Here is a 24862-nt window from a genome sequence, read left to right as displayed (position 1 = left end):
GCGTCCCTTATTCCGGTATTCCCGGTATTCCGGCGGCGAGCAGCTCCACGAAGCCGACGTCCTCGTGGGCCACACCGAACGCCTCGGCGCGCTGCAGGGTCCGCTCGGCCCAGGCGCGATGGGGCTTCACCTCGTTCATCTTGTTCGTGTAGGCCGACCTGAGCACGCCCCCGCCGCCGCGCTCCGGCCGCAGGATGTCCTGGGCGTCGCTGTACTCCTCGTGGCTGACCACGGACAGCGCGTGGACGGGCAGCACATGGGAGGGGTGGATGCAGGTCTTGCCGAGCAGGCCGTTGGCGTGGTCGAGGGAGATCTCCCGCAGCAGTCCGTCCATGGCGTGCTCGATCAGCTTCTCGCGCAGCCCGACGGCCTGCACCTCCAGGAAGGGGCTCTGCCGCAGCTGTGGCTTGAACATGCGCTCGGAGACCCGGAAGTACTCCCACACGGGCCCGGTCACGGTGAATCCGGTGCCGTCGGCCCGGCCCAGCATGTTCACGACGTCGGCGATCACGGAGGCGACGACCTGGACGTCGTAGGCAGTCATGTCGGGGGCGCGGCGCAGGCCGTAGGAGGAGCAGAAGTCGGTGACGCCGAGACGCAGCGCCAGCACCCGGTCGCGGTATTTGTCGACCGCGCGGAAGATGCCCTCGAGGGTGTCCACGCGGGACTCGCGGTAGAGCAGCTCGGGGGACTCCAGGACGGGCATGGCGAACAGCCGGCGCCCGCTCTCGGCCTCGGCGGCGGTCAGGGCCTCCAGGAACGGGATGCCGCGTTCCTCGGTGAACTTGGGCAGCACGAATCCCGACAGCAGCCGCGCGGACGGGCCGAGGCGCCGGACGAGGTCGGGGATCTGCTCGGGGGCGCGGACCCGGATGAACAGCAGCGGCGGCTCGGTGCCGGGCCGGGCGGCGAGGTCGGCGAGGTCGGCGAACTGCCCGACGAGGTTCTCCTCGCCGGCGACGACGTCCGCGTCGTCGATCGAGTCCTCCAGGCACAGCACCATCGAGATCACGCCGTTCCCGGCCTGTTTGACGATGTCGTCGGCGAGCCGCGGCCGGGTGGCCGGACTGTACAGGGTGGCGCCGAGAGCGGCGGCGAGCAGCCGGGCCGGAGAGTCGGCGGTGAACACGCACGGCTCCCGGTGGAAGAGGCGCTGCCGCACCTCGGGGGCGATGTGCCCGAAATGACGCATAGGACTCCCCCAGGGCGCTTGCCCGAATCTCTGTGTTCAGTAAAGGGTGGCCGGTAATAGTACGTAGGGATCCATGTCCGGAGTTCCCGGCGGGCATGAATTTCCGGTAACTCGCTTGTGCCGGCGGCCTTCGGCGGCAGTACCCCCGCATTGTCGTGACCAGGACCGAGAAGGCAGGATGACCGCATGACGCACGCCATGCTGAAGGGGTCGAACGTCCCGCTGGAAGCCACCACGGTCCGCGCCGTGCTGCGCTGGACTCCCGGGCAGGGGGTTCCGGACGTGGACGCCTCGGCGCTGCTGCTGGGCCCCGACGGCCGTGTGCGCTCCGACGAGGACTTCGTCTTCTACAACCAGCCCCGGCATCCGTCGGGAAAGGTGTGGCGCCTGGGCAAGAAGCGGGTCGCCGAGGGGCTGACCGACACGATCCAGTCAGACCTCGCGGGCGTCGAGCCGGACGTCGGGCGGATCCTGCTGGTCGCCTCCGCCGACGGCGTCACCTTCGACCAGGTGCCGGCGCTGTGCATCCTGCTGTACGACGCGCTCGCCGACGGGGAGCCGCTGGCCCATTTCGAGATCAAGCCGGAGACCGGCGCGGAGACGGCGCTGATCTGCGGTGAGCTGTACCGGCGCGGGGAGGGCTGGAAGTTCCGCGCGCTGGGCGAGGGGTACCAGGACGGGCTGAAGGGGCTCGCGACCGACTTCGGCATCTCGGTGGACGAGTCGGCGGAGGGGGCGGAGCCGGAGCCCGCGGTGTCCCAGCCGCTGCCTCCCGAGCAGCCGACGGCCGCTGTACCTCAGCAGCCGCCCGCGTACGGCTATCCGCAGCCGGCGTCGGCTCCGTCGGCCTACGGGTACCCCCAGACCCCGCCGCAGCCCGTGCCGGTGCCGGTGGGACCGGCGGACCCGAACTTCCGGCTGCCGCCGCAGGGGCCTCAGTTCGTCGGGCGCTGAACCCCTCCGGCTTCAGCGGTCGATGGTCTTGTAGCCCCGCCCCCACTGCAGCCCCCACCCGTACAGCCGGTCCAGCTCCCCCTGGAAGCCGTACACGAACTTCACCTCGCGGCGGACGACCAGCTCGCCCTTCACGTTCTCGATCATGACGACCGCGCAGGAGCGGGCCTGGGGGTGGCGTTCGTCGAGGCCTATCTCGATGCGGGGGCCGTTGCTGGGGTACAGCGTGACGATGGCGTGGGTCCGGTCGAAGGCCGGGGTCTGGTCGTAGATGTAGACGAAGACCAGCAGACGTTTGATGTCGTCGCGGTGGTCGAGGTTGACGTACATGGTCTCGCCGGACGCCGAGCCGAACCGGTCGTCGCCGCTGAGCTTGATGTACGGCGGGGCGTTGACGTCTCCGAGCAGGTTCCCCAGCGGCTGGACGACCCCCTTGGTGCCGTCGGTCAGCTCGTACAGGCAGCCGAGGTCGAGGTCGACGTTGACCATGCTCTGGCCGTGTCCGAGCACCTCCGGCGGCTTGAGGGCCCTGAAGGGGTGCCGGAAGAGGCTGGCGCGCTGGTTGACGTCGAAGTCGGAGGTGCGCATCCGCCAGGTCAGGTTGACGCGCAGGTTGCCCGTGGCCGCGCCCTGTTTGGTGAGCGACACGGTGTGGTGCCGCCCGGTGAGCTGGATGGAGCCGGTCGCGGCCTCGCCCGAGTCGAATTCGGTGAGCCGCGCACCCAGCAGCCCGTCGAAGAACCCCATTCCCGCCCCCTGGTGACCGTCGTGAACACCGTCGGGGCGGCCGACCTGCCGGCCCGCCCCGACGAGAGCGTTCCTCACCCGCCAGGGTGTCACACCCCGGAGGACACCTGTGCCTTCTCGCCGGTGTCCTCGCCCTCGGCCGCGAGCGCGCGGTTGCGGCGGACGGAGGACCAGAAGGACAGGCCGATCAGGACGACACCGACCAGGCCGGTGATGACCTCGTTGATCTCGTACTGGATGGTGACCATGAGGATCACGGCCAGGGCTCCGATGGCGTAGTGGGCGCCGTGCTCCAGGAAGACGTAGTCGTCGAGGGTGCCCTGGCGGACCAGGTAGACCGTGAGGGAGCGGACGTACATCGCGCCGATGCCGAGGCCGAGGGCCATCATCACGATGTCGTTGGTGATGGCGAAGGCCCCGATCACGCCGTCGAAGGAGAAGGACGCGTCCAGGACCTCCAGGTAGAGGAACATGAAGAACGCGGCCTGGCCGGCCAGCAGCACCGCCGACTTCTGCTTGCCGGTGCGGGCGGCCTCTTCCTCCTCCTCGTGCTCGCGCTCCTCCTCTTCCTCGAGCCGGTCCTCGAAGTAGCCGGACAGACCACCGACGATCATGTAGGTGACCAGCCCGGCGATACCGGCGATCAGGACCGTCTGCGCCTTGTCGGCGTGGGCGCCGCCGTGCTGGTGGGCCTGGGTGGCGAAGGTGAAGGACGTGATCAGCAGGACGATCAGCGAGACGCAGACCGACAGCATGTCGATCTTGCCGAGCTTGGCCAGCGGCCGCTCGAGCCACTGCAGCCACTGGATGTCCCGGTCCTCGAAGATGAAGTCCAGGAAGATCATCAGCAGGAACATTCCGCCGAAGGCGGCGATCGCCGGGTGGGCGTCCGTGACCAGCTGCTGGTAGCGGTCCTTGTCGGTGAGGGCCAGGTGGACCGCGTCGTACGGATTGAGCTTGGCGGTGATGGCCACGATGACGACGGGGAAGACCAGCCGCATGCCGAAGACGGCGATGAGCACGCCGACCGTGAGGAAGATCTTCTGCCAGAAGGCGTTCATCTTCTTCAGGATCCCGGCGTTGACCACGGCGTTGTCGAACGACAGGGAGATCTCGAGGACGGCGAGGATGGCCACGACCCCGAAGCCTTCCCACCCTCCGTAGAAGACGGCGGCGACGAGACCGAGCGCGGTGACCGCGAACGACCAGCCGAAGGTTTTCAGAAGCACTGGCTACCCAATCGTGTTCTGGGGGCCTCCCAGAGGAAGGTCTCCCCCGTGCCGTACCCGGCTTTGCGAAACATTGACCCCGAGTGTAGAGGGGGGCCCTGCCCGCGGTACCGCCCAGGGCAATCCTCATGCAAAACCCACAGCTCAGGCCGGTGGGAGACGTTCGGCTACGAGACGTTCACGCCGAAGTCGAGGGCGATGCCGCGCAGGCCGGAGGCGTAGCCCTGGCCCACCGCGCGGAACTTCCACTCGCCCTGGTAGCGGTACAGCTCGCCGAAGATCATGGCGGTCTCGGTGGAGGCGTCCTCGCTCAGGTCGTAGCGCGCGAGTTCCTGGCCGTCGGCCTGGTTGACCACGCGGATGAAGGCGTTGGAGACCTGCCCGAAGGTCTGGCCGCGCTCGTCGGCCAGGTGGATCGAGACCGGGAAGACGATCTTCTCGCACTGCGGCGGCACCCTGGTGAGGTCCACCAGGACCGTCTCGTCGTCGCCCTCGCCCTCACCGGTGAGGTTGTCACCGGTGTGCTCGACGGAGCCGTCGGGGCTCACCAGCTGGTTGTAGAAGACGAACCACTCGTCGCCCAGCACCCGGTTGGTGGCGCCGCACAGCAGGGCGCTGGCGTCGAGGTCGAAGGGGGCGCCGGTGGTGGACCGCGCGTCCCAGCCGAGCCCGATCATGACGTTGGTGAGGTTCGGTGCGGCCTTGGACAGGGAGACATTGCCCCCCTTGGCGAGTGTGACGCCCATGATGCTGGTCCTCCCCTAGTGGTGCTTCTCTGCTTGTCCTGGCTCGTCCTGCGCGTCCGGCGCCGCACGTGAACGGTGCGGCGCCGGACGGATGCGGGACTGCCGGACGTCGGTCGCCGTACGCCGGCGGTCGTGCGTCAGACGTTGACGCCGAAGTCCTGGGCGATGCCGCGCAGACCGGAGGCGTAGCCCTGGCCGATGGCGCGGAACTTCCACTCCGTCCCGTGCCGGTACAGCTCGCCGAAGACCATGGCGGTCTCGGTGGAGGCGTCCTCGCTCAGGTCGTAGCGGGCGATCTCCTGGCCGCCGGCCTGGTTCAGCACGCGGATGTAGGCGTTGCGGACCTGGCCGAAGGACTGCTGGCGGTTCTCGGCGTCGTAGATCGACACCGGGAAGACGATCTTCTCGATGTCGGCCGGGACGCCGGCCAGGTTGACCTTGATGGCCTCGTCGTCGCCCTCGCCCTCACCGGTGAGGTTGTCACCGGTGTGCTCGACGGAGCCGTCGGGGCTCTTGAGGTTGTTGAAGAAGACGAAGTGCTGGTCGCTCGCGACCTTGCCGGAGTTGTTCAGCAGCAGCGCGCTGGCGTCGAGGTCGAAGTCACTGCCCGTCGTGGTGCGGGCGTCCCAGCCCAGACCGACGAGGACCGCGGTCAGGCCCGGGGCCTCCTTCGTCAGCGATACGTTGCCGCCCTTGCTGAGGCTGACTCCCACGAGTCCTCCATGTGGTGTCCAGGGGCGGGGAGCCCCGTCGTGCTTCGGATATGGGATCAACGTGCCGATCCTAGTGACGGGTTCCCGCCCCCCGCAGACCCTGGACCCGAAGACTCACAGGTGTCGGCCCACGGTCGGCCTACAGGGTGTCGAGCGCCTTCACGTACTCGTTCAGGTCACGGGCGTCCGGCAGGCCGTTGACCACGGTCCAGCGCACGACGCCCTCCTTGTCGATGATGAAGGTGCCCCGGACGGCGCATCCCTTGTCCTCGTCGAAGACGCCGTACGCGCGCGAGACGTTGCCGTGCGGCCAGAAGTCGCTGAGCAGCGGGTACTCCAGGCCCTCCTGCTCGGCGAAGACGCGCAGGGTGTGGATGGAGTCGTTGGAGACGGCGAGCACCTGGGTGCCGCGGTCCGAGAACTTCGGCAGGTTGTCGCGCAGCTCGCACAGCTCGCCGGTGCACACACCGGTGAAGGCGAAGGGGTAGAAGAGCAGGACCACGTTCTTCTCGCCACGGAAGTCCGAGAGCTTCACGGTGGCGCCGTGGTTGTCCTTGAGCTCGAAGTCGGGGGCCTTGTCGCCGACCTGGATCGCCATCGGGATGTTTCCCTTTCGGTGGGCTGTTCGGAGGAGAACAGCCTACGGCGACGGGGGCGGCGGCCGCCCGGAGGGACCACCACCCCCGCCTTCGCTCACCGAGGGGAGACCGTCAGCGCTTGCCGGCCTTCGGCGTCAGCAGCCTGCTGCCGTTCCAGTCCTTGCCCACGCTGACGCTCTTGGTCTGCGACAGGCCGGCCGTCTGCGCGGCGTCCTGGATGTCACTGGGCTCGACGTAGCCGTCCCGGCCGGTCTTGGGCGTGAGGAGGAGGATGTGACCCTCCTCCTCGAGGAGACCGATGGCGTCGACCAGCGCATCGGTCAGGTCGCCGTCGTCGTCACGGAACCACAGCAACACGACGTCGGCCACGTCGTCGTAGTCCTCGTCCACCAGCTCGGTGCTGGTGGTTTCCTCGATGGACTCGCGGAGGTCATGGTCCACGTCGTCGTCGTAGCCGATCTCCTGGACCACCTGGTCGGGCTGGAACCCCAGCCTGACGGCCAGGCTCGTCTCCGCGTGGTCCGCGGTCGCGCTCACGGTCTGCCTCCTGATCATGTCTTTGGGAACAACTCAGCCACGCGCGTGCGCGTGGCGCTTGGCCGTAGTCCACACGTGCGGGGCGGATCGCGCAAGTACCCGGCCCTCCGGACCGCCGAAACGGTGACGATCCCGGCCTTGTCACCGCAACTCCCGGCACCGTCTCCCAGTCCAGCGTGACCCACATCACACCAGTTTGCCCTGTTTGTGTCGTCCGGAATCATCCCTTGGTCATCCGGCGGCCAGGCGACTCGAACACCTTTGCCAAGCGCGTCACACCCCGGGCGTATCGTTGCGTTTTGACCGATGAAGCTACTGATGGAGATGACGTACACCGCCCCGAGGTACACGATGGGGAACGGTGCAGGCAGGTAAAAAACTGGCCCTCTGACAGGTAAGGAACAGCGTGGCTTCCGGATCCGATCGCAACCCGATCATCATTGGCGGCCTTCCGAGTCAGGTTCCTGACTTCGATCCCGAAGAGACCCAGGAGTGGCTCGACTCCCTCGACGCCGCCGTCTACGAGCGCGGCCGGGAGCGGGCCCGCTATCTCATGCTGCGCCTGATCGAGCGGGCCCGCGAGAAGCGCGTGGCCGTGCCCGAGATGCGCAGCACGGACTACGTCAACACGATTCCGACCAAGAGCGAGCCGTTCTTCCCGGGCAACGAGGAGATCGAGCGCAAGATCCTCAACGCGACCCGCTGGAACGCGGCCGTGATGGTCTCGCGCGCCCAGCGCCCCGGCATCGGCGTCGGCGGCCACATCGCCACCTTCGCCTCCTCCGCCTCGCTCTACGACGTCGGCTTCAACCACTTCTTCCGCGGCAAGGACGAGGGCGACGGCGGCGACCAGGTCTTCTTCCAGGGCCACGCCTCCCCGGGCATCTACGCGCGCGCGTACCTGCTCGACCGGCTCACCGAGGAGCAGCTCGACGGCTTCCGCCAGGAGAAGTCGAAGTACCCGAACGGCCTGTCCAGCTACCCGCACCCGCGCTCGATGCCGGACTTCTGGGAGTTCCCGACGGTCTCCATGGGCCTCGGCCCGCTCGGCGCGATCTTCCAGGCGCGGATGAACCGCTACATGGAGGCGCGCGGCATCGCGGACACCTCCCGGTCGCACGTGTGGGCCTTCCTCGGCGACGGCGAGATGGACGAGCCGGAGTCGCTCGGCCAGCTGTCCATCGCCGCCCGTGAGGGCCTGGACAACCTGACCTTCGTGGTCAACTGCAACCTGCAGCGGCTCGACGGCCCGGTGCGCGGCAACGGCAAGATCATCCAGGAGCTGGAATCGATCTTCCGGGGTGCCGGCTGGAACGTGATCAAGCTGATCTGGGACCGCACCTGGGACCCGCTGCTCGCGCAGGACCGGGACGGCATCCTCGTCAACAAGATGAACACGACCCCGGACGGGCAGTTCCAGACGTACGCCACGGAGTCGGGCGCCTACATCCGCGAGCACTTCTTCGGCGACGACCACCGGCTGCGCGCGATGGTCGAGAACATGACCGACGACCAGATCCTGCACCTGGGCCGCGGCGGTCACGACCACCGCAAGATCTACGCGGCGTTCAAGACGGCCAAGGAGCACAAGGGCCAGCCGACGGTCATCCTGGCCAAGACGATCAAGGGCTGGACCCTGGGCCCCAACTTCGAGGGCCGCAACGCCACGCACCAGATGAAGAAGCTGACGGTCGACGACCTCAAGCGCTTCCGGGACCGCCTGCACCTGCCGATCTCCGACAAGGAGCTGGAGTCCGGCGCGCCGCCGTACTACCACCCGGGCCGGGACACCGACGAGATCCAGTACATGCACGACATGCGCAAGCAGTGCGGCGGGTACGTCCCGACGCGCGTCGTGCGCTCCGAGCCGCTCGCACTGCCGGACGACAAGGCGTACGCGAGCGTGAAGAAGGGCTCGGGCCAGCAGTCCATCGCGACGACGATGGCCTTTGTGCGCCTCCTGAAGGACCTCATGCGGGACAAGGAGATCGGCCGGCGCTTCGTGCTGATCGCGCCGGACGAGTACCGCACGTTCGGCATGGACTCCTTCTTCCCGAGCGCGAAGATCTACAACCCGCTGGGCCAGCAGTACGAGTCGGTGGACCGCGAACTGCTGCTCGCCTACAAAGAGTCGCCGACCGGCCAGATGCTGCACGACGGCATCTCCGAGGCGGGCTGCACGGCGTCGCTGATCGCGGCGGGCTCGGCCTACGCCACCCACGGCGAGCCGCTGATCCCGGTCTACGTCTTCTACTCGATGTTCGGTTTCCAGCGCACCGGCGACCAGTTCTGGCAGATGGCCGACCAGCTGGCGCGCGGATTCGTCCTGGGCGCGACCGCGGGCCGTACGACCCTGACCGGCGAGGGTCTGCAACACGCCGACGGCCACTCGCAGTTGCTCGCCTCGACCAACCCGGCGTGCGTGGCCTACGACCCGGCGTACGCGTACGAGATCGCGCACATCGTGCAGGACGGCCTGCGCCGGATGTACGGCGGCGACGCCGAGCACCCGCACGGCGAGGACGTCTTCTACTACCTGACCGTCTACAACGAGCCCATCCAGCACCCGGCCGAGCCGGCGAACGTGGACGTCGAGGGCATCCTCAAGGGCATCCACAGGCTCAGCGAGGGGACGAACGGATCGATCCCGGCGCAGATCATGGCGTCGGGCGTGGCGGTGCCGTGGGCGCTGGAGGCACAGCGGCTCCTCGCCCAGGACTGGAACGTGAAGGCCGACGTGTGGTCGGCCACCTCCTGGAACGAGCTGCGCCGCGAGGCGGTGGCGTGCGAGGAGCACAACCTGCTGCATCCCGAGGAGGAGCAGCGGGTGCCGTACGTGACGCGGAAACTCAGCGGCGCCGAGGGTCCGTTCGTGGCCGTGTCCGACTGGATGCGATCGGTTCCGGACCAGATCGCCCGGTGGGTGCCGGGCACGTACCAGTCGCTGGGCGCGGACGGCTTCGGCTTCGCCGACACCCGGGGCGCGGCCCGGCGCTTCTTCCACATCGACGCCCAGTCGATCGTCGTGGCGGTCCTGACCGAGCTGGCGAGGGAGGGCAAGGTGGACCGCTCGGTGCTCAAGCAGGCCATCGACCGGTACCAGTTGCTGGACGTCTCGGCGGCGCACCCGGGGGCCGCGGGCGGCGACGCGTAGCGCTTCACGCGAAGGCCCGTGGTCGTCCGCGGGGGTGTGGGGGCTGGTCGCGCAGCTGCCCGCGCCTCTTCGGGGCGCGGGCCTTCTTTACGATGCAGGCATGAACGATCAGTCCGCGCAGGCGAGTTGGGAGCGGCGCACCCAGCGGCCGCTGCTGGCGCTGGCGGTGGTGTTCGCCGTCGCCTACGCCGTGCCGATCGTGGCCGGCTCCGCGAGCCGGCCGCTGATCCTGGCCTGCACCGTCACGGAGTGGGTGGTGTGGGCGGTGTTCGCCGGGGACTACCTGATACGGCTGGCGCTCAGCCGGCAGCGGCGGCGGTTCGTCCGCGTGCACTGGGTGGACCTGTGCGCGGTGGTGCTGCCGCTGTTGCAGCCGCTGCGGTTGCTGCGGATGGTCGCGACGCTGCTGCTCGTGGGGCGGCGGGCGCGGATGGCCTCGCAGATCCGGCTGACGACGTACGTCGGCGGGTCGGTGATCGGGCTGCTGATGTTCGGTTCGCTGGCGGTGCTGTCCGTGGAGCGGGACTCGCCGGGCGGGAACATCCGGACCCTCGGTGACGCGGTGTGGTGGTCCTTCACGACGATGACGACCGTCGGGTACGGGGATCACGCGCCGACGACGGGCCTTGGGCGGATGATCGCGGTCGGGCTGATGCTGTCCGGGATCGCGCTGCTGGGTGTGGTCACCGCGAACATCGCCGCGTGGTTCATCGCGCGGTTCGAGAAGGACGACGTGGAGGAACGCCGGCAGACGGAGGCGATCGCCGCACTGGCCGAGGAGGTACGGCTGTTGCGGGCGGAGGTGGCGCGGCTGGCCACCGAGCGCGAGGAACTGAGGAGTTGACGGGGCTGCCCCCCTCGGCCGGAGCGCCGCAGGCAGGCGCGCACTGCCCCCTCCGCAGCGCGCGCCGTGGCCGGGCCGTCCTCCCCTGTCCTGCGGAGGAGTTGACCCACTGTGACCCGCGGCGCGCGCCCGGGGCGAGGGATCTTTAGCGGAGTCACCCTGATAGGCGAAATCCGCCGGGTCGAGACACTCAGATGTGGCCCACGCCCGCGCCCGACTCCGCGTTCGCGCCCCGCTTGGTGAGCAGCGCGACCAGGACGGCGACCGCCGCCACGCCCGCCGCGACCAGGGAGGCGAGGCTCATGCCGGAGATGAACGTGTGGTGCGCGACCTCGGTGATCTTCGCGGCGACCGGCTCCGGGGTGCCCTTGGCCACCGGCGCCACACCGACCTGAACCGCCTCGGAGGCCTGGTCCAGCTGGCCCGGGGTCAGCTTCGGCAGTCCGGCCCCCGTCCAGTTGCCCGCCAGGTCGCTGTCGACCTTGGAGGCCATCACGGCACCGAGCACGGCCGTACCGAGGCTGCCGCCGATCTGCATGGCCGCCTGCTGGAGGCCGCCCGCGACACCGGACAGCTCCATGGGGGCGTTGCCGACGATGACCTCGGTGGCGCCGACCATGACCGGTGCGAGGCCGAGGCCGAGCAGCGCGAACCAGATCGACATCACACCGCTGCTGGTGTCGGCCTTGAGCGTCGACATGCCGTACATGGCGATCGCGGTCGCGGCCATGCCGCCGGCCAGCGGGATGCGCGGGCCGAGCTTGGTGATCGCGGCGCCGGCCAGCGGCGAGCCGACGATCATCATGCCGGTGAGGGGCAGCAGGTGCAGACCGGCCTTGATCGGGCTCTGGCCGTGCACGTTCTGCAGGTAGAAGGTCACGAAGAACAGGCCGCCCATGAAGGCGATCGCCATCAGGACCATCAGCACCACACCCGCCGACAGCGGCACCGAGCGGAACAGGCTCAGCGGGATCAGCGGCTCGGCGACCCGGGTCTCCCAGACGGAGAAGAGCGCGAAGAGCACCACCGAGGCGGCGATGAACGACCAGGTCCGCCCGTCGCCCCAGCCCCACGTCGGGGCCTTGATGAGCGCCCAGACCAGGCAGAACATCGCGCCGGAGAGCAGCGCGATGCCGAGGATGTCGAAGGAGCGCGGGGCGTTCTCGGCGCGGTGGTCGCGCAGGATCAGCAGGCCGAGGACCAGAGCGAGCGCCCCGACCGGCACGTTGATGAAGAACACCGACTGCCAGCTGACGCGCTCGACGAGGACCCCGCCGAGGATCGGGCCGCCCGCGGTGGACGCGCCGATCACCATGCCCCAGATGCCGATCGCCATGTTGAGCTTCTCGGCCGGGAAGGTGGCCCGCAGCAGACCGAGCGCGGCCGGCATCAGCAGCGCGCCGAACACGCCCTGGAAGACGCGGAAGGTGACGACCGCGGCGATGCTGTTCGACAGGCCGATGGCGCCCGAGGCGGCGGCGAAGCCGGTCACGCCTATCAGGAAGGTCTGGCGGTGGCCGAAGCGGTCACCGAGCTTGCCCGCGGTGATCAGCGAGACCGCGAGGGCCAGGAAGTACCCGTTGGTGATCCACTGGACGTCGGCGAAGCTCGCCTTGAGGTCCTTCTGGATGGCCGGGTTGGCGATGGCCACGATGGTGCCGTCGAGGGCCGCCATCATGACGCCGACGGCGACGGTGATGAGGGTGAGCCACGGATGGCCGCGCAGCCCCGCGGCCGGGGGCGCCTCCAGCGGGGCTGCCGGTGCCTTGTCCCCCGGCCCCGAGGCGCTGACGGTGGTCTGACTAGTCATACGTTCGAGGCTAGTGACAGTCGCTGACAATTGACAAACGATTTCACAAGTCAGTAACTGACACCTATGGAAACGCTGCGCGAACGCAAGAAACAGCACACCCGGGAGTCCCTGCTCCGAGCCGCTCTCGAGCTGTTCACGACCCACGGGTACGAGCACACGACGGTCGACGAGATCGCCGCGGCCGTGGACGTCTCGCAGCGCACGTTCTTCCGTCACTTCGCCGGCAAGGAGGACGTGGCCTTCGCGGTGCAGGACATGACCGAACGGCACTTCCTCGCGGCCGTACGGGCGCGGCCGGCGCACGAGGCGCCGATGGAGGCGCTGCGCCAGGCGGTGCTGGAGGGCTGGGACGCGATCCGCGAGACCGTGGAGTCGGCGGTCCCGGTCGAGCTGTATCTGCGGATGTACCGCACGATCGAGTCGACGCCCGCGCTGCTCGCCGCCCATCTGCGCCGCTCGGCCGCCGTGGAGGAGACGATCGCGCGCGTGCTGGCCGAGCGCGAGGGCGTCGACGTGGAGACCGACCCGCGGCCGCGGCTGGCGGTGGCCGTCTTCGGCGGGGTGATAAGGGTCACCGAACGGCAGTGGTGCACGGGCGAGGACTTCAGCCTGGAGTCGATCCGTCAACTCACCGCGTCCTACCTGGATCAGGTGGGTCCGGCGCTCACCGGGAACTGGCGTGTGAAATGAGATCGTTGACGGGTCGTTCGATCTTCGGCGAAACGTGATACCTGTCACTCGGTTACCGCGAGACCGTCCCGTTCTCCTAGTGTGTCCTCCCAGTGACTTCCTTCGACTCCTCCCCGCAACTGAACGTCTGGCGCGCACTGCTGGCGCTGGCCGTGGTGTTCGTGATGCTCGCGACCACCGGCTGGACCGCCCTGCGGACCCACCCGGAGTCGACGGCGCTGCAGGCCTCGCGCACCAAGTGGGCGCACGGCCTGCTCCACGGCCACCGTCTGCCGGACCCCGAGGCCGGCCCGGTGCGGCTCACGCGTTTCTTCGCGTCGCTCACCCCCGAGGACCGCGCCCTCCTCGCCCACCGCTACCCCCTCGCGGTCGGCAACATGAACGGCGCCCCCGTCACGTTGCGCTACCGCGCCAACCACATCGCGCTGGACCAGGCCCGCAAGGTCGAGAAGAAGCGCATGCACGACAGCCGGCTCAGCGCGGCCGGACACCGGGACGCGGGCCGTCGTATGCACCGCTACGAGTCCCTGCTGACCCCCGGCCGGCAGATCCTGGCCTTCGACCCCGAGGGCTCGGGCCGGATCGCCGAGGTGTTCGGGGACCTGGACGGGGCCCAGCGGATCTCGGTCGTCGTCCCCGGCGTCGACACCGACGTGCTCACCTTCCAGAAGACCGGCCGGCCGTACACCGCCCCGGTCGGCATGGCCAAGGCCCTGTACGCGGCCGAGCGCGCCGCGAGCCCCGGCACCCGTACGGCCGTGATCGCCTGGGCCGACTACACCTCGCCCGACGGGCTCGGCATGGACGCGGCCACCGGACTGCGCGCCGCGGAGGGCGCCCTGCGGCTGAACGCCCTGCTGGACGCCCTGCCCGGCAAGGCGCCGGTGGCGGCGATCTGCCACAGCTACGGCTCGGTGGTCTGCGGTGTCGCCGCGCACGGCATGCCCCGCCGGGTGTCCGACATAGCCGTGGCCGCGAGCCCCGGCATGCGGGTCTCCGAGGCCTCCCACCTGCGCACCGGCGCCCGGGTGTGGGCCATGCGGGACGCCACCGACTGGATCCAGGACGTGCCGTATCTGGAGCTGGGCGGGCTCGGGCACGGCGCCGACCCGGTGTCCTCGGCGTTCGGCGCGCGCGTGCTGTCCGCGCGGGACGCGCAGGGCCACGCCGGCTACTTCCAGCCGGGCACGGACAGCCTGCGCAATCTCGCCGACGTGGGCGTCGGTGCGTACGACGCGGTGACGTGCGCACGCGACAACGACCTGTGCCAGGCCGATGCGCCCGGCACGACGACGGCCGGACGCGCGTAGAAACAGCAGGAAGTGCGGTCTGCGCGGGTGGCGACGGAGGAGCACGTGCCGCATACGATGAGCCGCATGGGTGACGTACTGGCGGGTTTTCATGCCGTCTGGGAGTTCGAGTCCGACTCCGTGCTCATCCGTCACGAACGGGGGATTCGAACACCGAAGCTGCTCCAGGCGCTCGGGGAACGGCGTATCCCGCTGTCCGCGGTCGAGGACGTGAGCCTCACGCCGGGCAAGCGCGGCACCGTCGTCCTGCGCCTGCTGCCGCGCGCCGGCGCCGATCCGCTGATGGATGCGGCCGACGGGCAGCTCAGGGAGGGCTCCGATCCCTACCGGCTGGTGCTGCCGGCCGAGCGGGAGACGCTCGCCGAGTACTACGCCGACCAGCTGCGGAGCCTGCTGACCGAGTCCGGCTCCGGGCCGGCCGAGCGCTACCTGGTGCCGGCGCCCGAGGCGCCGCTGCATTTCAAGGCGTACGACGCGAAGGTGTCGTTCGACGGGGCGTCCGTGCAGTTCCGCTGGTCGTGGACGGGTGCGTCCTCGGCGAAGTGGAAGGCGGGCGACCAGAGCTTTCCGGTCGCCGACCTCAGCGGGGTGGAGTGGCGCTCGCCGGAGGTGTTCGAGGGGCACCTGCGGCTGATCCGGCGCTCGGCCGGCGCGGGAGCGGCCGCGCAGCCCGACCAGGACCCGGCGGCCGTCGTCTTCGGGCTGGGGTACGGCCCGGTGCACGAGTCGCTGCCGTTCGCCGCCGCGGTCCTGGCCGCCGTGCGCACGCGCGGGCCGGTGCCCGCGGTGCCGGCCGCCCGGGCCCGGCGGGATCCCGCGGACATCGCCGAACGGATCCGGCACCTCGGCGAACTGCACCAGGCCGGCCTGGTCACCGACGAGGAATTCTCCTCCAAGAAGGCCGAGTTGCTGGCGGAGCTGTAGTCAGCGCGCCGCCTGCTCGCGCGCGTAGAAGCCGATCTTGAGGTCCAGTACGGAAAGGGTGTCCTGGAGTTCGGCGATGCGGTTCAGGACGTCCCGGCGGGTCGACTCCAGCAGGGCCTGGCGTTCCAGGTAGGTGCTCTCGCCCTCCCGCACCAGCTCCGCGTAGCGGACCATGTCCGCCACCGGCATGCCCGTCAGCCGCAGTTTGGTCACGAAGTCCAGCCAGTCCAGGTCGCGGTTGCTGTAGCGGCGCTGGCCGGTGTGGGAACGGTCGACGTGCGGCATCAGGCCGATGCGCTCGTACCAGCGCAGGGTGTGCGCGGTCAGACCGGTGAACGCGACGACCTCGCTGATCGTGTAGCGGTCCTGGCCGTCGGGGCGCGGATGGCGTCTGGCCGGGGCGGAGCAGATGTCTGCGGGAGCCGTGCGTGCGGTGTCCGCCGGCGTGGTCTGCATCACCGTCATGGACCCACGCTATGGCCTTGGAGTGCACTCGAAGCAAGCCGAACCCGGTAAGAAATACGCGGGACGCACGCCGGGACCGCTGGTTAGCGTGCGTCGCATGAGTCTTGCACGCCGGGCCCTGCCCGAGGACGCCGCCGAAGTGCTGCGGCTGCGCCAGGTCATGATCGACGCGGTGCCGGTCCTGGGACACGACACGTCGACCGACTGGCACGCCGAGTCCCTGCCGACGCTGCACGCGCGGCTCACCGAGGCCGACGGGAACTTCGCGGCCTTCGTCGTGGACCGTCCCGAGCGGCAGGGGACACTGGCTGCGCTGGCGGTCGGCACGCTGGAGTACCGCATCGGGGCGGCCGGGAACCCGCAGGGGCGGGTCGGGCACGTCTTCAGCGTCGCGACCGACCCGGACGCCCGCCGGCGCGGGTACGCGCGCGCGTGCATGGAGGAACTGCTGCACTGGTTCCGCGCGCGCGGCGCCGGGCACGTGCTGCTCAACGCCTCCCCCGCGGCCCAGCCGCTGTACGCCTCCCTCGGCTTCACACGGGATCCGGACCCGTCGATGCGACTGCTGCTGTGAGCCGCATAGGCTCGGCACCATGTCGTTGAACAGCTTGGCGTCGATCGAGAACTGGCCCGTCCCCACCGTCGCGGCGGGTGTCGTACGAGCGGACGGGACCGTCCTCGGGACGCACGGCCCCCTCGCCCACCGCTTCGCGCTCGCCTCGGTCACCAAGCCGCTGGCGGCGTACGCGGCGCTCGTCGCCTACGAGGAGGGCGCGATCGAGCTGGACGAGCCCGCCGGGCCGCCCGGTGCGACCGTCCGCCACCTTCTCGCCCACACCTCCGGGCTGGCCTTCGACGAGCACCGGGTGACGGCGCCGGCCGGAGAGCGGCGGCTGTACTCCAACGCGGGGTTCGAGCAGCTGGGGGACCACATCGCCAAGGCGACGGACATCCCGTTCGCCGAGTACCTGCGCCAGGCGGTGCTGGAGCCGCTGGGGATGACGTCGACGTCGCTCGAGGGCTCGCCCGCGAAGGACGGGGTGTCGACGGTCGCGGACCTGCTGCGGTTCGCCGCTGAGGTGCAGGCGCCGCGGCTGCTGGACCCGCGGACGGTGGCCGCCGCGATGACCGTGCAGTACCCCGGGACGAAGGGCGTCCTGCCGGGGTACGGGCACCAGAACCCGAACGACTGGGGGCTGGGCTTCGAGATCCGGGACGCCAAGTCCCCGCACTGGACGGGCAGTTCGTCCTCCCCGCGGACCTTCGGGCACTTCGGCCAGTCCGGTACGTTCCTGTGGATCGACCCGGACGCGGGGGTGGCGTGCGCCGCCCTGACGGACCGGGCGTTCGGCCCCTGGGCGACCGAGGCGTGGCCGGTGTTCACGGACGCGGTGCTGGCGGAGCTGCGCGGCTGAGCCCCCTACACCCCCATCTCCCACATCAGCAGTTCCGCCGGCATCGTCCCCGTCGCCTCCAGGCCCCGCGCCCCGGTGATCCGTGCCGCGTCGCCCGGGCCCAGGGCCGTCCCCCCCAGCGTGACCTCCCCGTGCACCACGTGCACGTACACATGCGCCGCGTCCGGCACGGCGGTGCGTTCGCCGGAGGCCAGGCGGCGCACGTGGAGCATCGCGCCGGCCTCCGGGACGGCGTAGGGCGTGGAGTCGGCGATGCCCGGGACGATCTCGTACGACGGGTCGCCGCCCGGGGTCAGCGGTGCCAGCCACATCTGGATGAAGGTCAGCGGGCGGGGGCCGTCGTTGCGTTCCACGTGGCGGACGCCGGCCGCCGCGCTCAGGCGCTGGACGTCCCCCGGGCGCACCCGTGTCTCGTGGCCGGTGGAGTCGCGGTGGGTCAGTTCGCCCTCGACCACCCATGTGACGATCTCGGTGTGGCTGTGCGGGTGTTCGCCGAAGCCGGCGCCGGGGGCGAGCCGTTCCTCGTTGCAGGCGATCACCGCGCCGAAGCGCAGGTTGCCGGGGTCGTAGTGCGGGCCGAAGGAGAAGGCGTGCCAGGAGTCGATCCCGGCCTCCGGCTCCCCTCCGCGATAGCGCTCAGCGGCGCGCCGTACCTCCATCACGGGCTCCACGGTAGCCCCGCCACCGGTCGCGCGGAGCCCGCCCCCCGCCCCCACCTCCCACCCGGCGACGCATGGGCACGTCCGGATAAGGCAGTCTTGTCCCCGTGTCCGAACCCGAATCCCGCAGCAGCGATCCCCACGCAGACCTCCACGCCGATCACCGCGCGCGCGGCATCCACCCGCACGCCGCGACCCTGAAGCGGCTGGAGAAGTCCTCCGGGTCCCTCGCCGCGCAGGCCATCGCGCGGATGGACGAGAGCCTGCCGTGGTACCGGGCCATGCCCCCGGAGAACCGTTCCTGGATCGGGCTCGTGGCCCAGGCGGGCATCGCCGCCTTCACCGAGTGGTTCCGGCACCCGGACGCGCCCCAGGCGATCTCGACCGATGTGTTCGGCACCGCGCCGCGCGAGCTGACGCGGGCCATCACGCTGCGGCAGACGGTGGAGATGGTGCGGACCACCATCGAGGTCATGGAGTCCGCCATCGACGAGGTGGCGGCTCCGGGGGACGAGAGCGTGCTGCGCGAGGCGCTGCTCGTGTACGCCCGGGAGATCGCCTTCGCCACCGCCCAGGTGTACGCCCAGGCGGCCGAGGCACGCGGTGCCTGGGACGCGCGGCTGGAGTCGCTGGTCGTCAACGCCGTGCTCAGCGGGGAGGCCGACGAGGGGGCCGTCAGCCGGGCCGCCGCGCTCGGCTGGAACTCGCCCGAGCACGTGTGCGTGGTGCTCGGGACCGCGCCGGACGGGGACAGCGAGCTGACGGTCGAGGCGATCCGGCGGGCCGCGCGGCACGCCAAGCTCCAGGTGCTCACCGGGGTGCTCGGGGACCGGCTCGTCGTCATCGCCGGTGGCAGCGCCAATCCGCTCGCCGTCGCCAAGTCGCTGATCGGGCCGTTCGCCGCCGGGCCGGTCGTCGCGGGGCCCGTCGTACCGGATCTGCTGGCCGCCACGCGGTCCGCGCAGGCCGCCGCGGCCGGGCTGAAGGCGTGTTCCGCCTGGCAGGACGCGCCACGGCCGGTGCTGGCGGACGATCTGCTGCCGGAGCGCGCGATCGCGGGCGATCCGAGCGCCCGCGAGCAACTGGTGGAGGAGATCTACAGACCACTGGAGGAGGCGGGCTCGGCGCTCCTGGAAACCCTGAGTGTCTACCTGGAGCAGGCGAGCAGCCTGGAAGGCGCCGCCCGGATGCTCTTCGTTCACCCGAACACCGTGCGCTACCGGCTCCGACGTGTGACTGACGTCACCGGCTGGTCGCCTTCGGATGTACGATCCGCGTTTACGCTGCGGATCGCGCTCATCCTGGGGCGTCTGGCCGATGGCGAACCTCAGACATAGGGTTTTGTCGGGGGCCCACAAAAGCCCTCCTTGTTCTTCGTCCCTGTCCCCACGGGCGGCCCCGGCCGTCCCCAAGAGAGAGTGTGAGAGTGCTCGTACTCGTCGCTCCCGGCCAGGGCGCCCAGACGCCTGGCTTCCTGACTCCCTGGCTCGAACTCCCCGGTGCCAAGGACCGCGTGTCCGCGTGGTCGGACGCCATCGGACTGGACCTGGTCCACTACGGCACCGAGGCCGACGCCGACGCCATCCGGGACACCGCCGTGGCCCAGCCGCTGCTGGTCGCCGCCGGGATCCTGTCCGCCGCGGCACTCGGTGACATCGCGGAGATCGCCCCGGGCGCGGTCGCGGGCCACAGCGTCGGCGAGTTCACCGCCGCCGCCTTCGCCGGGGTGCTGGACGCCACCGCCGCCCTGCGCCTGGTCCGTGAGCGGGGTCTGGCGATGGCCGACGCCGCCGCGATCACCGAGACCGGGATGTCGGCGCTGCTCGGCGGCGACCCCGAGACGTCGGTCGCGCACCTGGAGAAGCTGGGCCTGACCCCGGCGAACATCAACGGCGCGGGCCAGATCGTCGCCGCCGGCACGCTGGAGCAGCTGGCCGCGCTGGCCGAGGACAAGCCCGAGGGCGTCCGCAAGGTCGTGCCGCTGAAGGTCGCCGGCGCCTTCCACACCAGCCACATGGCCCCGGCCGTCGCGACGCTGGAGAAGGCCGCCGCGGACCTGGCGCCGGCCGACCCGAAGCTCACCTACGTCTCCAACCGGGACGGCAAGGCCGTCGCGACCGGCGCCGAGGTGCTCGAGCGGCTGGTCGGCCAGGTCGCCAACCCGGTGCGCTGGGACCTGTGCATGGAGACGTTCGGGGAACTGGGCGTCACCGCGCTCGTCGAGGTATGTCCGGGCGGCACGCTGACCGGCCTGGCCAAGCGCGCCCTGCCCGGAGTCAAGACGCTGGCCCTGAAGACCCCCGACGATCTCGACGCGGCCCGCGCGCTCATCTCCGAGCACGCCGGCGCCGGCGCCTAAGGAGCCGTAGATGGCGAAGATCAAGCCCAGCAAGGGCGCCCCGTATGCGCGCATCCTCGGTGTCGGCGGCTACCGGCCGACCCGGGTGGTGCCCAACGAGGTGATCCTCGAGAAGATCGACTCGTCCGACGAGTGGATCCGCTCGCGCTCCGGCATCGAGACCCGGCACTGGGCCGGTCCCGAGGAGACCGTGGCCGCGATGTCCATCGAGGCCTCCGGCAAGGCGATCGCGGACGCCGGTATCGCCGCCGAGCAGATCGGTGCCGTGGTCGTCTCGACCGTGTCGCACTTCAGCCAGACCCCGGCCGTCGCCACCGAGATCGCCGACAAGCTGGGCACCGCCAAGGCCGCCGCCTTCGACATCTCGGCCGGCTGCGCGGGCTTCGGCTACGGCCTCACGCTCGCCAAGGGCATGGTGGTGGAAGGTTCCGCCGAGTACGTGCTCGTCATCGGCGTGGAGCGGCTGAGCGACCTGACCGACCTGGAGGACCGGGCCACGGCCTTCCTGTTCGGCGACGGCGCCGGCGCGGTCGTGGTCGGCCCCTCGCAGGAGCCGGCGATCGGCCCGACCGTGTGGGGCTCCGAGGGCGACAAGTCGGAGACCATCAAGCAGACCATCCCGTGGAACCGCTTCCGCATCGGTGACGTCGCCGAGCTTCCGCTGGACAGCGAGGGCAACGTCAAGTTCCCCGCGATCACGCAGGAGGGCCAGGCGGTGTTCCGCTGGGCCGTGTTCGAGATGGCGAAGGTCGCCCAGCAGGCGCTGGACGCGGCCGGGATCAGCCCGGACGACCTGGACGTCTTCATCCCGCACCAGGCCAATGTGCGGATCATCGACTCGATGGTGAAGACTCTCAAACTGCCGGAGCACGTCACGGTCGCCCGTGACATCCGCACCACCGGCAACACCTCGGCCGCCTCGATCCCGCTCGCCATGGAGCGGCTCCTGGCGACCGGGGAGGCGAAGAGCGGCGACACCGCGCTCGTCATCGGATTCGGGGCGGGTCTCGTCTACGCCGCCACGGTCGTTACCCTCCCCTAGGCACTCCGTGCCGGATCGAGTGATCCGGCAGGGGGACAACTGCCACAAACCGTCTGGAACATTGAAGAAGGAGCGCCAACATGGCCGCCACTCAGGCAGAGATCGTCGAAGGTCTCGCCGAGATCGTGAACGAGATCGCCGGCATCCCGGTTGAGGACGTCCAGCTGGACAAGTCCTTCACCGACGACCTGGACGTCGACTCGCTGTCCATGGTCGAGGTCGTCGTCGCCGCCGAAGAGCGCTTCGACGTGAAGATCCCGGACGAGGACGTCAAGAACCTCAAGACCGTCGGTGACGCGACCGACTACATCCTCAAGCACCAGGCCTGAGCCACCCCTCAGTCCCGCTGCTAGGCCCCGCCACCCGGCGGTGTTTCGCCGTAGATTCCCGCATCCGCTTGGAGAAAGAATTCCCGTGAGCCCGACCAATCGCACCGTGGTCGTCACCGGTATCGGCGCAACCACACCGCTGGGTGGCGACGCAGCATCGTTCTGGGAGGCACTGGTCGCCGGCACGTCCGGCGTCCGTGTCCTGGAGCAGGAGTGGGCGGCCGAGCTGCCGGTCCGTATCGCCGCGCAGATCGCCGTCGAGCCGGGCGAGATCATTCCCCGGCCGCAGGCCCGCAAGCTGGACCGGTCGGCGCAGTTCGCGCTGATCGCCGCTCAGGAGGCCTGGAAGGACGCCGGTTTCACCGCCAGGGCCGGTGAGGACGCGTCCGTGAACCCCGACCGTCTGGGTGCGGTCATCGCCTCCGGCATCGGCGGTGTGACCACGCTCCTGGACCAGTACGACATCCTCAAGGAGAAGGGCGTACGCCGCGTCTCCCCGCACACGGTGCCGATGCTGATGCCCAACTCCCCGGCGGCCAACGTCGGTATCGAGCTGGGTGCCCGCGCGGGTGTGCACACCCCGGTCTCGGCCTGCGCCTCGGGCGCGGAGGCCATCGGGTACGCGATCGAGATGATCCGCACGGGCCGCGCCGACGTGGTCGTCGCGGGCGGTACGGAGGCGGCGATCCACCCGCTGCCCATCGCCGCGTTCGGCAACATGATGGCGATGTCCAAGAACAACGACGACCCGCAGGGCGCCTCGCGGCCCTACGACGCCGGCCGCGACGGCTTCGTGCTCGGCGAGGGCGCCGGTGTGATCGTCCTGGAGTCCGAGGAGCACGCGAAGGCCCGCGGCGCCCGGATCTACGTCGAGGCGGTCGGCCAGGGCGTCTCCGCCGACGCCCACCACATCACGCAGCCCGAGCCCTCCGGCGACGGCATCGCGCACGCCCTGCAGAACCTGCTGGACGGCACGGACCTGAAGCCGGCCGAGATCGTGCACGTCAACGCGCACGCGACGTCGACGCCGCAGGGCGACGTGGCCGAGATCAAGGCGCTGCGCAAGGTGTTCGGCGACGACGTCGACCACATGGCGATCTCCGCGACGAAGTCGATGACCGGGCACCTGCTCGGTGGCGCGGGCGGCATCGAGACCGTCGCGTCGATCCTGGCGCTCGTGAACCGTACGGCCCCGCCGACGATCAACCTCGACAACCTCGACCCCGAGGTCAACGCGGACATCGTGGGCGGCGAGGCGAAGGCCCTCCCCGAGGGCCGTATCGCCGTGCTGAACGACTCGTTCGGCTTCGGCGGCCACAACGTGGTGCTGGCGTTCCGCACCGTCTGAAAAGCATGAGTGCATGAGGAAGGGCCCCCACCGGCCGGTGGGGGCCCTTCCTCATGCGCTTCCTCATGCCCTCATGTCTCCCTGCCGGTGAGGCCCCGATGCTCACACCACCTGGTGCAGCCAGCGCACCGGCGCTCCCTCTCCCGCGTAGCGGAACGGCTCCAGTTCGTCGTCCCACGGCTTGCCGAGCAGCTTGGTCAGTTCGGCCTCGAGGTCGCTCTCGCCCCGCTGGCTGCGCTGCAGGGCCGCGCGCAGCCGGTCCTCGGGGATGAGGATGTCACCGTGGATGCCGGTGACGGCGTGGAAGATGCCGAGGTCGGGGGTGCAGCTGTAGCGCTCGCCCTCGGCGGTGGGGCAGGGCTCGGCGGTGACCTCGAAGCGCAGCAGGTGCCAGCCGCGCAGCGCGGAGGCGAGCTTGGAGGCCGTGCCGGCCTGGCCCTGCCAGGAGAACTCCGAGCGCCAGGTGCCGGGGGCCGCGGGCTGCCGGATCCAGTCGAGGCTGACGCGTGTGCCGAGCACCCCGGCGACGGCCCACTCGACGTGCGGGCACAGCGCGCGCGGCGCGGAGTGCACGTACAGAACTCCACGTGTCGTCACCGGAACCTCCGGACAGAGCGGGACATCTTGCGGTCTGGCTGGCGGCAGTGGCGCGACGGCCGCGTTGATGGCGAGGCTACCCTGCGGGGGCGCAAGGAGTGTGACGTACCGTCGGTCCCGGTGCCAGGAAACCTCTGCCATTCACCCAGGGGGACGCTTGTACGGGGGTGGTCCGTTCCAGGCGGCCCGGCCGGGAACCCTCGCACGTTGTTATGGGAGGGAGCACCGGGAGGACCCGGTTGCGACAGCCACCGGGAAGCGCCGGTTCGGACGAGGGGATCAGCACAGGATGCGCAAGCCAGGCAGCCGTAGGCGAGCCGCCCTCGCCGTCGTGGCGGCCGGCGTGCTGGGGGTCGCCGGATGCGACGCCGGCGGCGGCACGTCCGCGTCGGGGGGCACCAAGGCGCACACCCCCAGACCCGCCCCGGTGTGGAACCGCAGCCCGGACTCGATCGCCGCGGTCGGCGATTCCATCACGCGCGGCTTCGACGCGTGCATGGTGCTGTCGGACTGCCCCGAGGTGTCGTGGGCGACGGGCAGCGACGCCCAGGTGGACAGCCTGGCGGTGCGGCTGCTGGGCGTGACGGGCGCGGCTCGGCGCAGCTGGAACTACGCGGTGACCGGGGCCCGGATGGCGGACCTGCCGGACCAGATGAGCCAGGCGGCGGCGCACGGCCCGCAGTTGGTGACGGTGATGGTGGGCGCGAACGACGCCTGCCGCGCCTCGGCGTCGGCGATGACCCCGGTGGCCGACTTCCGCGCGGACTTCGAGGAGGCGCTGCGCACCCTGCGCAAGGCGTCGCCGAAGACGCAGGTGTACGTGGCGAGTGTGCCGAACCTGAAGCGGCTGTGGTCCGCGGGCCGGAGCAGCCCGCTGGGCAAGGAGGTGTGGAAGCTCGGCATCTGCCCGTCGATGCTGTCCGGCGCGGACGACCTGACGAACGCGGCCACCCAGCGCCGGGACCAGGTGCAGCGGCGCGTGGTGGAGTACAACGCGGCGCTGAAGGAGGTCTGCGCCAAGGACCGCCGCTGCCGCTTCGACGGGGGCGCGGTCTACGACTACGCGTTCGACACCGACCAGCTCAGCCGCTGGGACTGGTTCCACCCCAGCAGGGACGGCCAGGCGCGGCTGGCGGCGATCGCGTACAAGACGATCACGGCACCGGATCCGGCCGCCTAGGGTTTTCCCATGGTTT

25 protein-coding genes are annotated in these 24862 nt (G+C 70.3%); 14 read left to right on the top strand and 11 right to left on the bottom strand.

The annotated features are described in order from the left end of the window. Nucleotides 1-7: 7 nt before the first annotated feature. On the bottom strand, nt 8-1192 hold the full coding sequence (locus A6P39_RS28660) for an HpcH/HpaI aldolase/citrate lyase family protein (protein WP_067039180.1): 1185 nt from the start codon (nt 1190-1192) through the stop codon (nt 8-10). A 186-nt stretch (nt 1193-1378) separates the two neighbouring features. Here A6P39_RS28660 and A6P39_RS28655 point away from each other — a divergent pair, with 186 nt between their 5' ends. Continuing rightward, the gene (locus A6P39_RS28655) at nt 1379-2146 is read left to right on the top strand and encodes a TerD family protein (RefSeq protein ID WP_067039181.1); all 768 of its coding nucleotides are present in this window, start codon (nt 1379-1381) and stop codon (nt 2144-2146) included. 12 nt (nt 2147-2158) lie between these two features. Here the strand turns inward: A6P39_RS28655 and A6P39_RS28650 are convergent, their stop codons facing one another. The 6 genes from A6P39_RS28650 to A6P39_RS28625 form a co-directional block, all read right to left on the bottom strand. Then, nucleotides 2159-2893 carry a TerD family protein gene (locus A6P39_RS28650; protein ID WP_067039182.1) on the bottom strand — a complete coding sequence of 245 codons (735 nt, stop codon included), beginning with the start codon at nt 2891-2893 and terminating at the stop codon, nt 2159-2161. 89 nt (nt 2894-2982) lie between these two features. Next, complete coding sequence (locus A6P39_RS28645; RefSeq protein ID WP_067039183.1) at nt 2983-4122, bottom strand: DUF475 domain-containing protein; 1140 nt, start codon at nt 4120-4122, stop codon at nt 2983-2985. A 167-nt stretch (nt 4123-4289) separates the two neighbouring features. Continuing rightward, nucleotides 4290-4868: a TerD family protein gene (locus A6P39_RS28640; RefSeq protein ID WP_067039184.1), complete on the bottom strand. Its 579-nt coding sequence runs from the start codon at nt 4866-4868 to the stop codon at nt 4290-4292. Between the two features lie 137 nt (nt 4869-5005). Beyond that, entirely contained in the window at nt 5006-5581 is a 576-nt protein-coding gene (locus A6P39_RS28635; RefSeq protein ID WP_067039185.1) for a TerD family protein, read from the bottom strand. Between the two features lie 139 nt (nt 5582-5720). Continuing rightward, nucleotides 5721-6179, bottom strand: a complete 459-nt coding sequence (locus A6P39_RS28630; protein WP_067039186.1) for a peroxiredoxin — start codon at nt 6177-6179, stop codon at nt 5721-5723. Between the two features lie 112 nt (nt 6180-6291). Beyond that, nucleotides 6292-6717 carry a DUF3052 domain-containing protein gene (locus tag A6P39_RS28625; protein ID WP_067039187.1) on the bottom strand — a complete coding sequence of 142 codons (426 nt, stop codon included), beginning with the start codon at nt 6715-6717 and terminating at the stop codon, nt 6292-6294. A gap of 406 nt (nt 6718-7123) precedes the next feature. Here A6P39_RS28625 and aceE point away from each other — a divergent pair, with 406 nt between their 5' ends. Beyond that, nucleotides 7124-9871 (top strand): pyruvate dehydrogenase (acetyl-transferring), homodimeric type, encoded by a 2748-nt coding sequence (gene aceE, locus A6P39_RS28620; protein ID WP_067039188.1) that lies wholly within the window; start codon nt 7124-7126, stop codon nt 9869-9871. Between the two features lie 100 nt (nt 9872-9971). Beyond that, complete coding sequence (locus A6P39_RS28615) at nt 9972-10715, top strand: potassium channel family protein (protein ID WP_067039189.1); 744 nt, start codon at nt 9972-9974, stop codon at nt 10713-10715. Nucleotides 10716-10905: 190 nt separating this feature from the next. Here A6P39_RS28615 and A6P39_RS28610 read toward each other — a convergent pair whose 3' ends face one another. Next, the gene (locus A6P39_RS28610) at nt 10906-12525 is read right to left on the bottom strand and encodes an MFS transporter (protein ID WP_067039190.1); all 1620 of its coding nucleotides are present in this window, start codon (nt 12523-12525) and stop codon (nt 10906-10908) included. A gap of 66 nt (nt 12526-12591) precedes the next feature. Here A6P39_RS28610 and A6P39_RS28605 point away from each other — a divergent pair, with 66 nt between their 5' ends. From A6P39_RS28605 to A6P39_RS28595, 3 genes are all read left to right on the top strand, one after another. Next, complete coding sequence (locus tag A6P39_RS28605; RefSeq protein ID WP_067039191.1) at nt 12592-13218, top strand: TetR/AcrR family transcriptional regulator; 627 nt, start codon at nt 12592-12594, stop codon at nt 13216-13218. Nucleotides 13219-13310: 92 nt separating this feature from the next. After that, nucleotides 13311-14528, top strand: coding sequence for an alpha/beta hydrolase (locus tag A6P39_RS28600; RefSeq protein WP_067039192.1), 1218 nt, complete (start codon nt 13311-13313; stop codon nt 14526-14528). 66 nt (nt 14529-14594) lie between these two features. Beyond that, entirely contained in the window at nt 14595-15452 is an 858-nt protein-coding gene (locus tag A6P39_RS28595; protein ID WP_067039193.1) for a DUF4429 domain-containing protein, read from the top strand. On the opposite strand, the gene A6P39_RS28590 is transcribed toward A6P39_RS28595, so the two are convergent. Continuing rightward, entirely contained in the window at nt 15453-15917 is a 465-nt protein-coding gene (locus tag A6P39_RS28590) for a MerR family transcriptional regulator (RefSeq protein ID WP_067039194.1), read from the bottom strand. A 97-nt stretch (nt 15918-16014) separates the two neighbouring features. Here A6P39_RS28590 and A6P39_RS28585 point away from each other — a divergent pair, with 97 nt between their 5' ends. Together A6P39_RS28585 and A6P39_RS28580 are read left to right on the top strand one after the other, a co-directional pair. Then, nucleotides 16015-16491, top strand: a complete 477-nt coding sequence (locus A6P39_RS28585) for a GNAT family N-acetyltransferase (RefSeq protein ID WP_067039195.1) — start codon at nt 16015-16017, stop codon at nt 16489-16491. Between the two features lie 19 nt (nt 16492-16510). Next, the gene (locus A6P39_RS28580) at nt 16511-17332 is read left to right on the top strand and encodes a serine hydrolase domain-containing protein (RefSeq protein ID WP_067039196.1); all 822 of its coding nucleotides are present in this window, start codon (nt 16511-16513) and stop codon (nt 17330-17332) included. 5 nt (nt 17333-17337) lie between these two features. Here the strand turns inward: A6P39_RS28580 and A6P39_RS28575 are convergent, their stop codons facing one another. Continuing rightward, nucleotides 17338-17991, bottom strand: a complete 654-nt coding sequence (locus A6P39_RS28575) for a pirin family protein (RefSeq protein WP_067039197.1) — start codon at nt 17989-17991, stop codon at nt 17338-17340. Between the two features lie 176 nt (nt 17992-18167). On the opposite strand from A6P39_RS28575, the gene fasR reads away from it, so the two are divergent. The 5 genes from fasR to fabF all read left to right on the top strand — a co-directional run bounded on the left by fasR (nt 18168) and on the right by fabF (nt 23069). Further along, entirely contained in the window at nt 18168-19328 is a 1161-nt protein-coding gene (gene fasR / locus A6P39_RS28570) for a fatty acid biosynthesis transcriptional regulator FasR (RefSeq protein WP_107304200.1), read from the top strand. 89 nt (nt 19329-19417) lie between these two features. Beyond that, entirely contained in the window at nt 19418-20350 is a 933-nt protein-coding gene (locus A6P39_RS28565; protein ID WP_067039199.1) for an ACP S-malonyltransferase, read from the top strand. 10 nt (nt 20351-20360) lie between these two features. Next, nucleotides 20361-21392 (top strand): ketoacyl-ACP synthase III, encoded by a 1032-nt coding sequence (locus A6P39_RS28560; RefSeq protein ID WP_067039200.1) that lies wholly within the window; start codon nt 20361-20363, stop codon nt 21390-21392. A gap of 80 nt (nt 21393-21472) precedes the next feature. Next, entirely contained in the window at nt 21473-21721 is a 249-nt protein-coding gene (locus tag A6P39_RS28555; RefSeq protein WP_067039201.1) for an acyl carrier protein, read from the top strand. A gap of 85 nt (nt 21722-21806) precedes the next feature. Then, the gene (gene fabF / locus A6P39_RS28550; protein ID WP_067039202.1) at nt 21807-23069 is read left to right on the top strand and encodes a beta-ketoacyl-ACP synthase II; all 1263 of its coding nucleotides are present in this window, start codon (nt 21807-21809) and stop codon (nt 23067-23069) included. A gap of 102 nt (nt 23070-23171) precedes the next feature. On the opposite strand, the gene A6P39_RS28545 is transcribed toward fabF, so the two are convergent. Further along, on the bottom strand, nt 23172-23666 hold the full coding sequence (locus tag A6P39_RS28545; RefSeq protein WP_067039203.1) for a DUF3145 domain-containing protein: 495 nt from the start codon (nt 23664-23666) through the stop codon (nt 23172-23174). A 289-nt stretch (nt 23667-23955) separates the two neighbouring features. On the opposite strand from A6P39_RS28545, the gene A6P39_RS28540 reads away from it, so the two are divergent. Then, the gene (locus A6P39_RS28540; RefSeq protein ID WP_067039204.1) at nt 23956-24846 is read left to right on the top strand and encodes an SGNH/GDSL hydrolase family protein; all 891 of its coding nucleotides are present in this window, start codon (nt 23956-23958) and stop codon (nt 24844-24846) included. Nucleotides 24847-24862: the final 16 nt, after the last annotated feature.

This window comes from Streptomyces sp. FXJ1.172 (assembly GCF_001636945.3).
Lineage (GTDB): Bacteria > Actinomycetota > Actinomycetes > Streptomycetales > Streptomycetaceae > Streptomyces.
This window is presented reverse-complemented; position numbering and strand designations above follow the sequence as displayed.

Coding starts and splice junctions, on each gene's coding strand:
- A6P39_RS28660 (WP_067039180.1), bottom strand. CDS start 1,192: ATGCGTCATTTCGGGCACATCGCCCCCGAGGTGCGGCAGCGCCTCTTC.
- A6P39_RS28655 (WP_067039181.1), top strand. CDS start 1,379: ATGACGCACGCCATGCTGAAGGGGTCGAACGTCCCGCTGGAAGCCACC.
- A6P39_RS28650 (WP_067039182.1), bottom strand. CDS start 2,893: ATGGGGTTCTTCGACGGGCTGCTGGGTGCGCGGCTCACCGAATTCGAC.
- A6P39_RS28640 (WP_067039184.1), bottom strand. CDS start 4,868: ATGGGCGTCACACTCGCCAAGGGGGGCAATGTCTCCCTGTCCAAGGCC.
- A6P39_RS28630 (WP_067039186.1), bottom strand. CDS start 6,179: ATGGCGATCCAGGTCGGCGACAAGGCCCCCGACTTCGAGCTCAAGGAC.
- A6P39_RS28615 (WP_067039189.1), top strand. CDS start 9,972: ATGAACGATCAGTCCGCGCAGGCGAGTTGGGAGCGGCGCACCCAGCGG.
- A6P39_RS28610 (WP_067039190.1), bottom strand. CDS start 12,525: ATGACTAGTCAGACCACCGTCAGCGCCTCGGGGCCGGGGGACAAGGCA.
- A6P39_RS28605 (WP_067039191.1), top strand. CDS start 12,592: ATGGAAACGCTGCGCGAACGCAAGAAACAGCACACCCGGGAGTCCCTG.
- A6P39_RS28595 (WP_067039193.1), top strand. CDS start 14,595: ATGGGTGACGTACTGGCGGGTTTTCATGCCGTCTGGGAGTTCGAGTCC.
- A6P39_RS28590 (WP_067039194.1), bottom strand. CDS start 15,917: ATGACGGTGATGCAGACCACGCCGGCGGACACCGCACGCACGGCTCCC.
- A6P39_RS28585 (WP_067039195.1), top strand. CDS start 16,015: ATGAGTCTTGCACGCCGGGCCCTGCCCGAGGACGCCGCCGAAGTGCTG.
- A6P39_RS28580 (WP_067039196.1), top strand. CDS start 16,511: ATGTCGTTGAACAGCTTGGCGTCGATCGAGAACTGGCCCGTCCCCACC.
- A6P39_RS28575 (WP_067039197.1), bottom strand. CDS start 17,991: ATGGAGGTACGGCGCGCCGCTGAGCGCTATCGCGGAGGGGAGCCGGAG.
- A6P39_RS28560 (WP_067039200.1), top strand. CDS start 20,361: ATGGCGAAGATCAAGCCCAGCAAGGGCGCCCCGTATGCGCGCATCCTC.
- A6P39_RS28555 (WP_067039201.1), top strand. CDS start 21,473: ATGGCCGCCACTCAGGCAGAGATCGTCGAAGGTCTCGCCGAGATCGTG.
- A6P39_RS28540 (WP_067039204.1), top strand. CDS start 23,956: ATGCGCAAGCCAGGCAGCCGTAGGCGAGCCGCCCTCGCCGTCGTGGCG.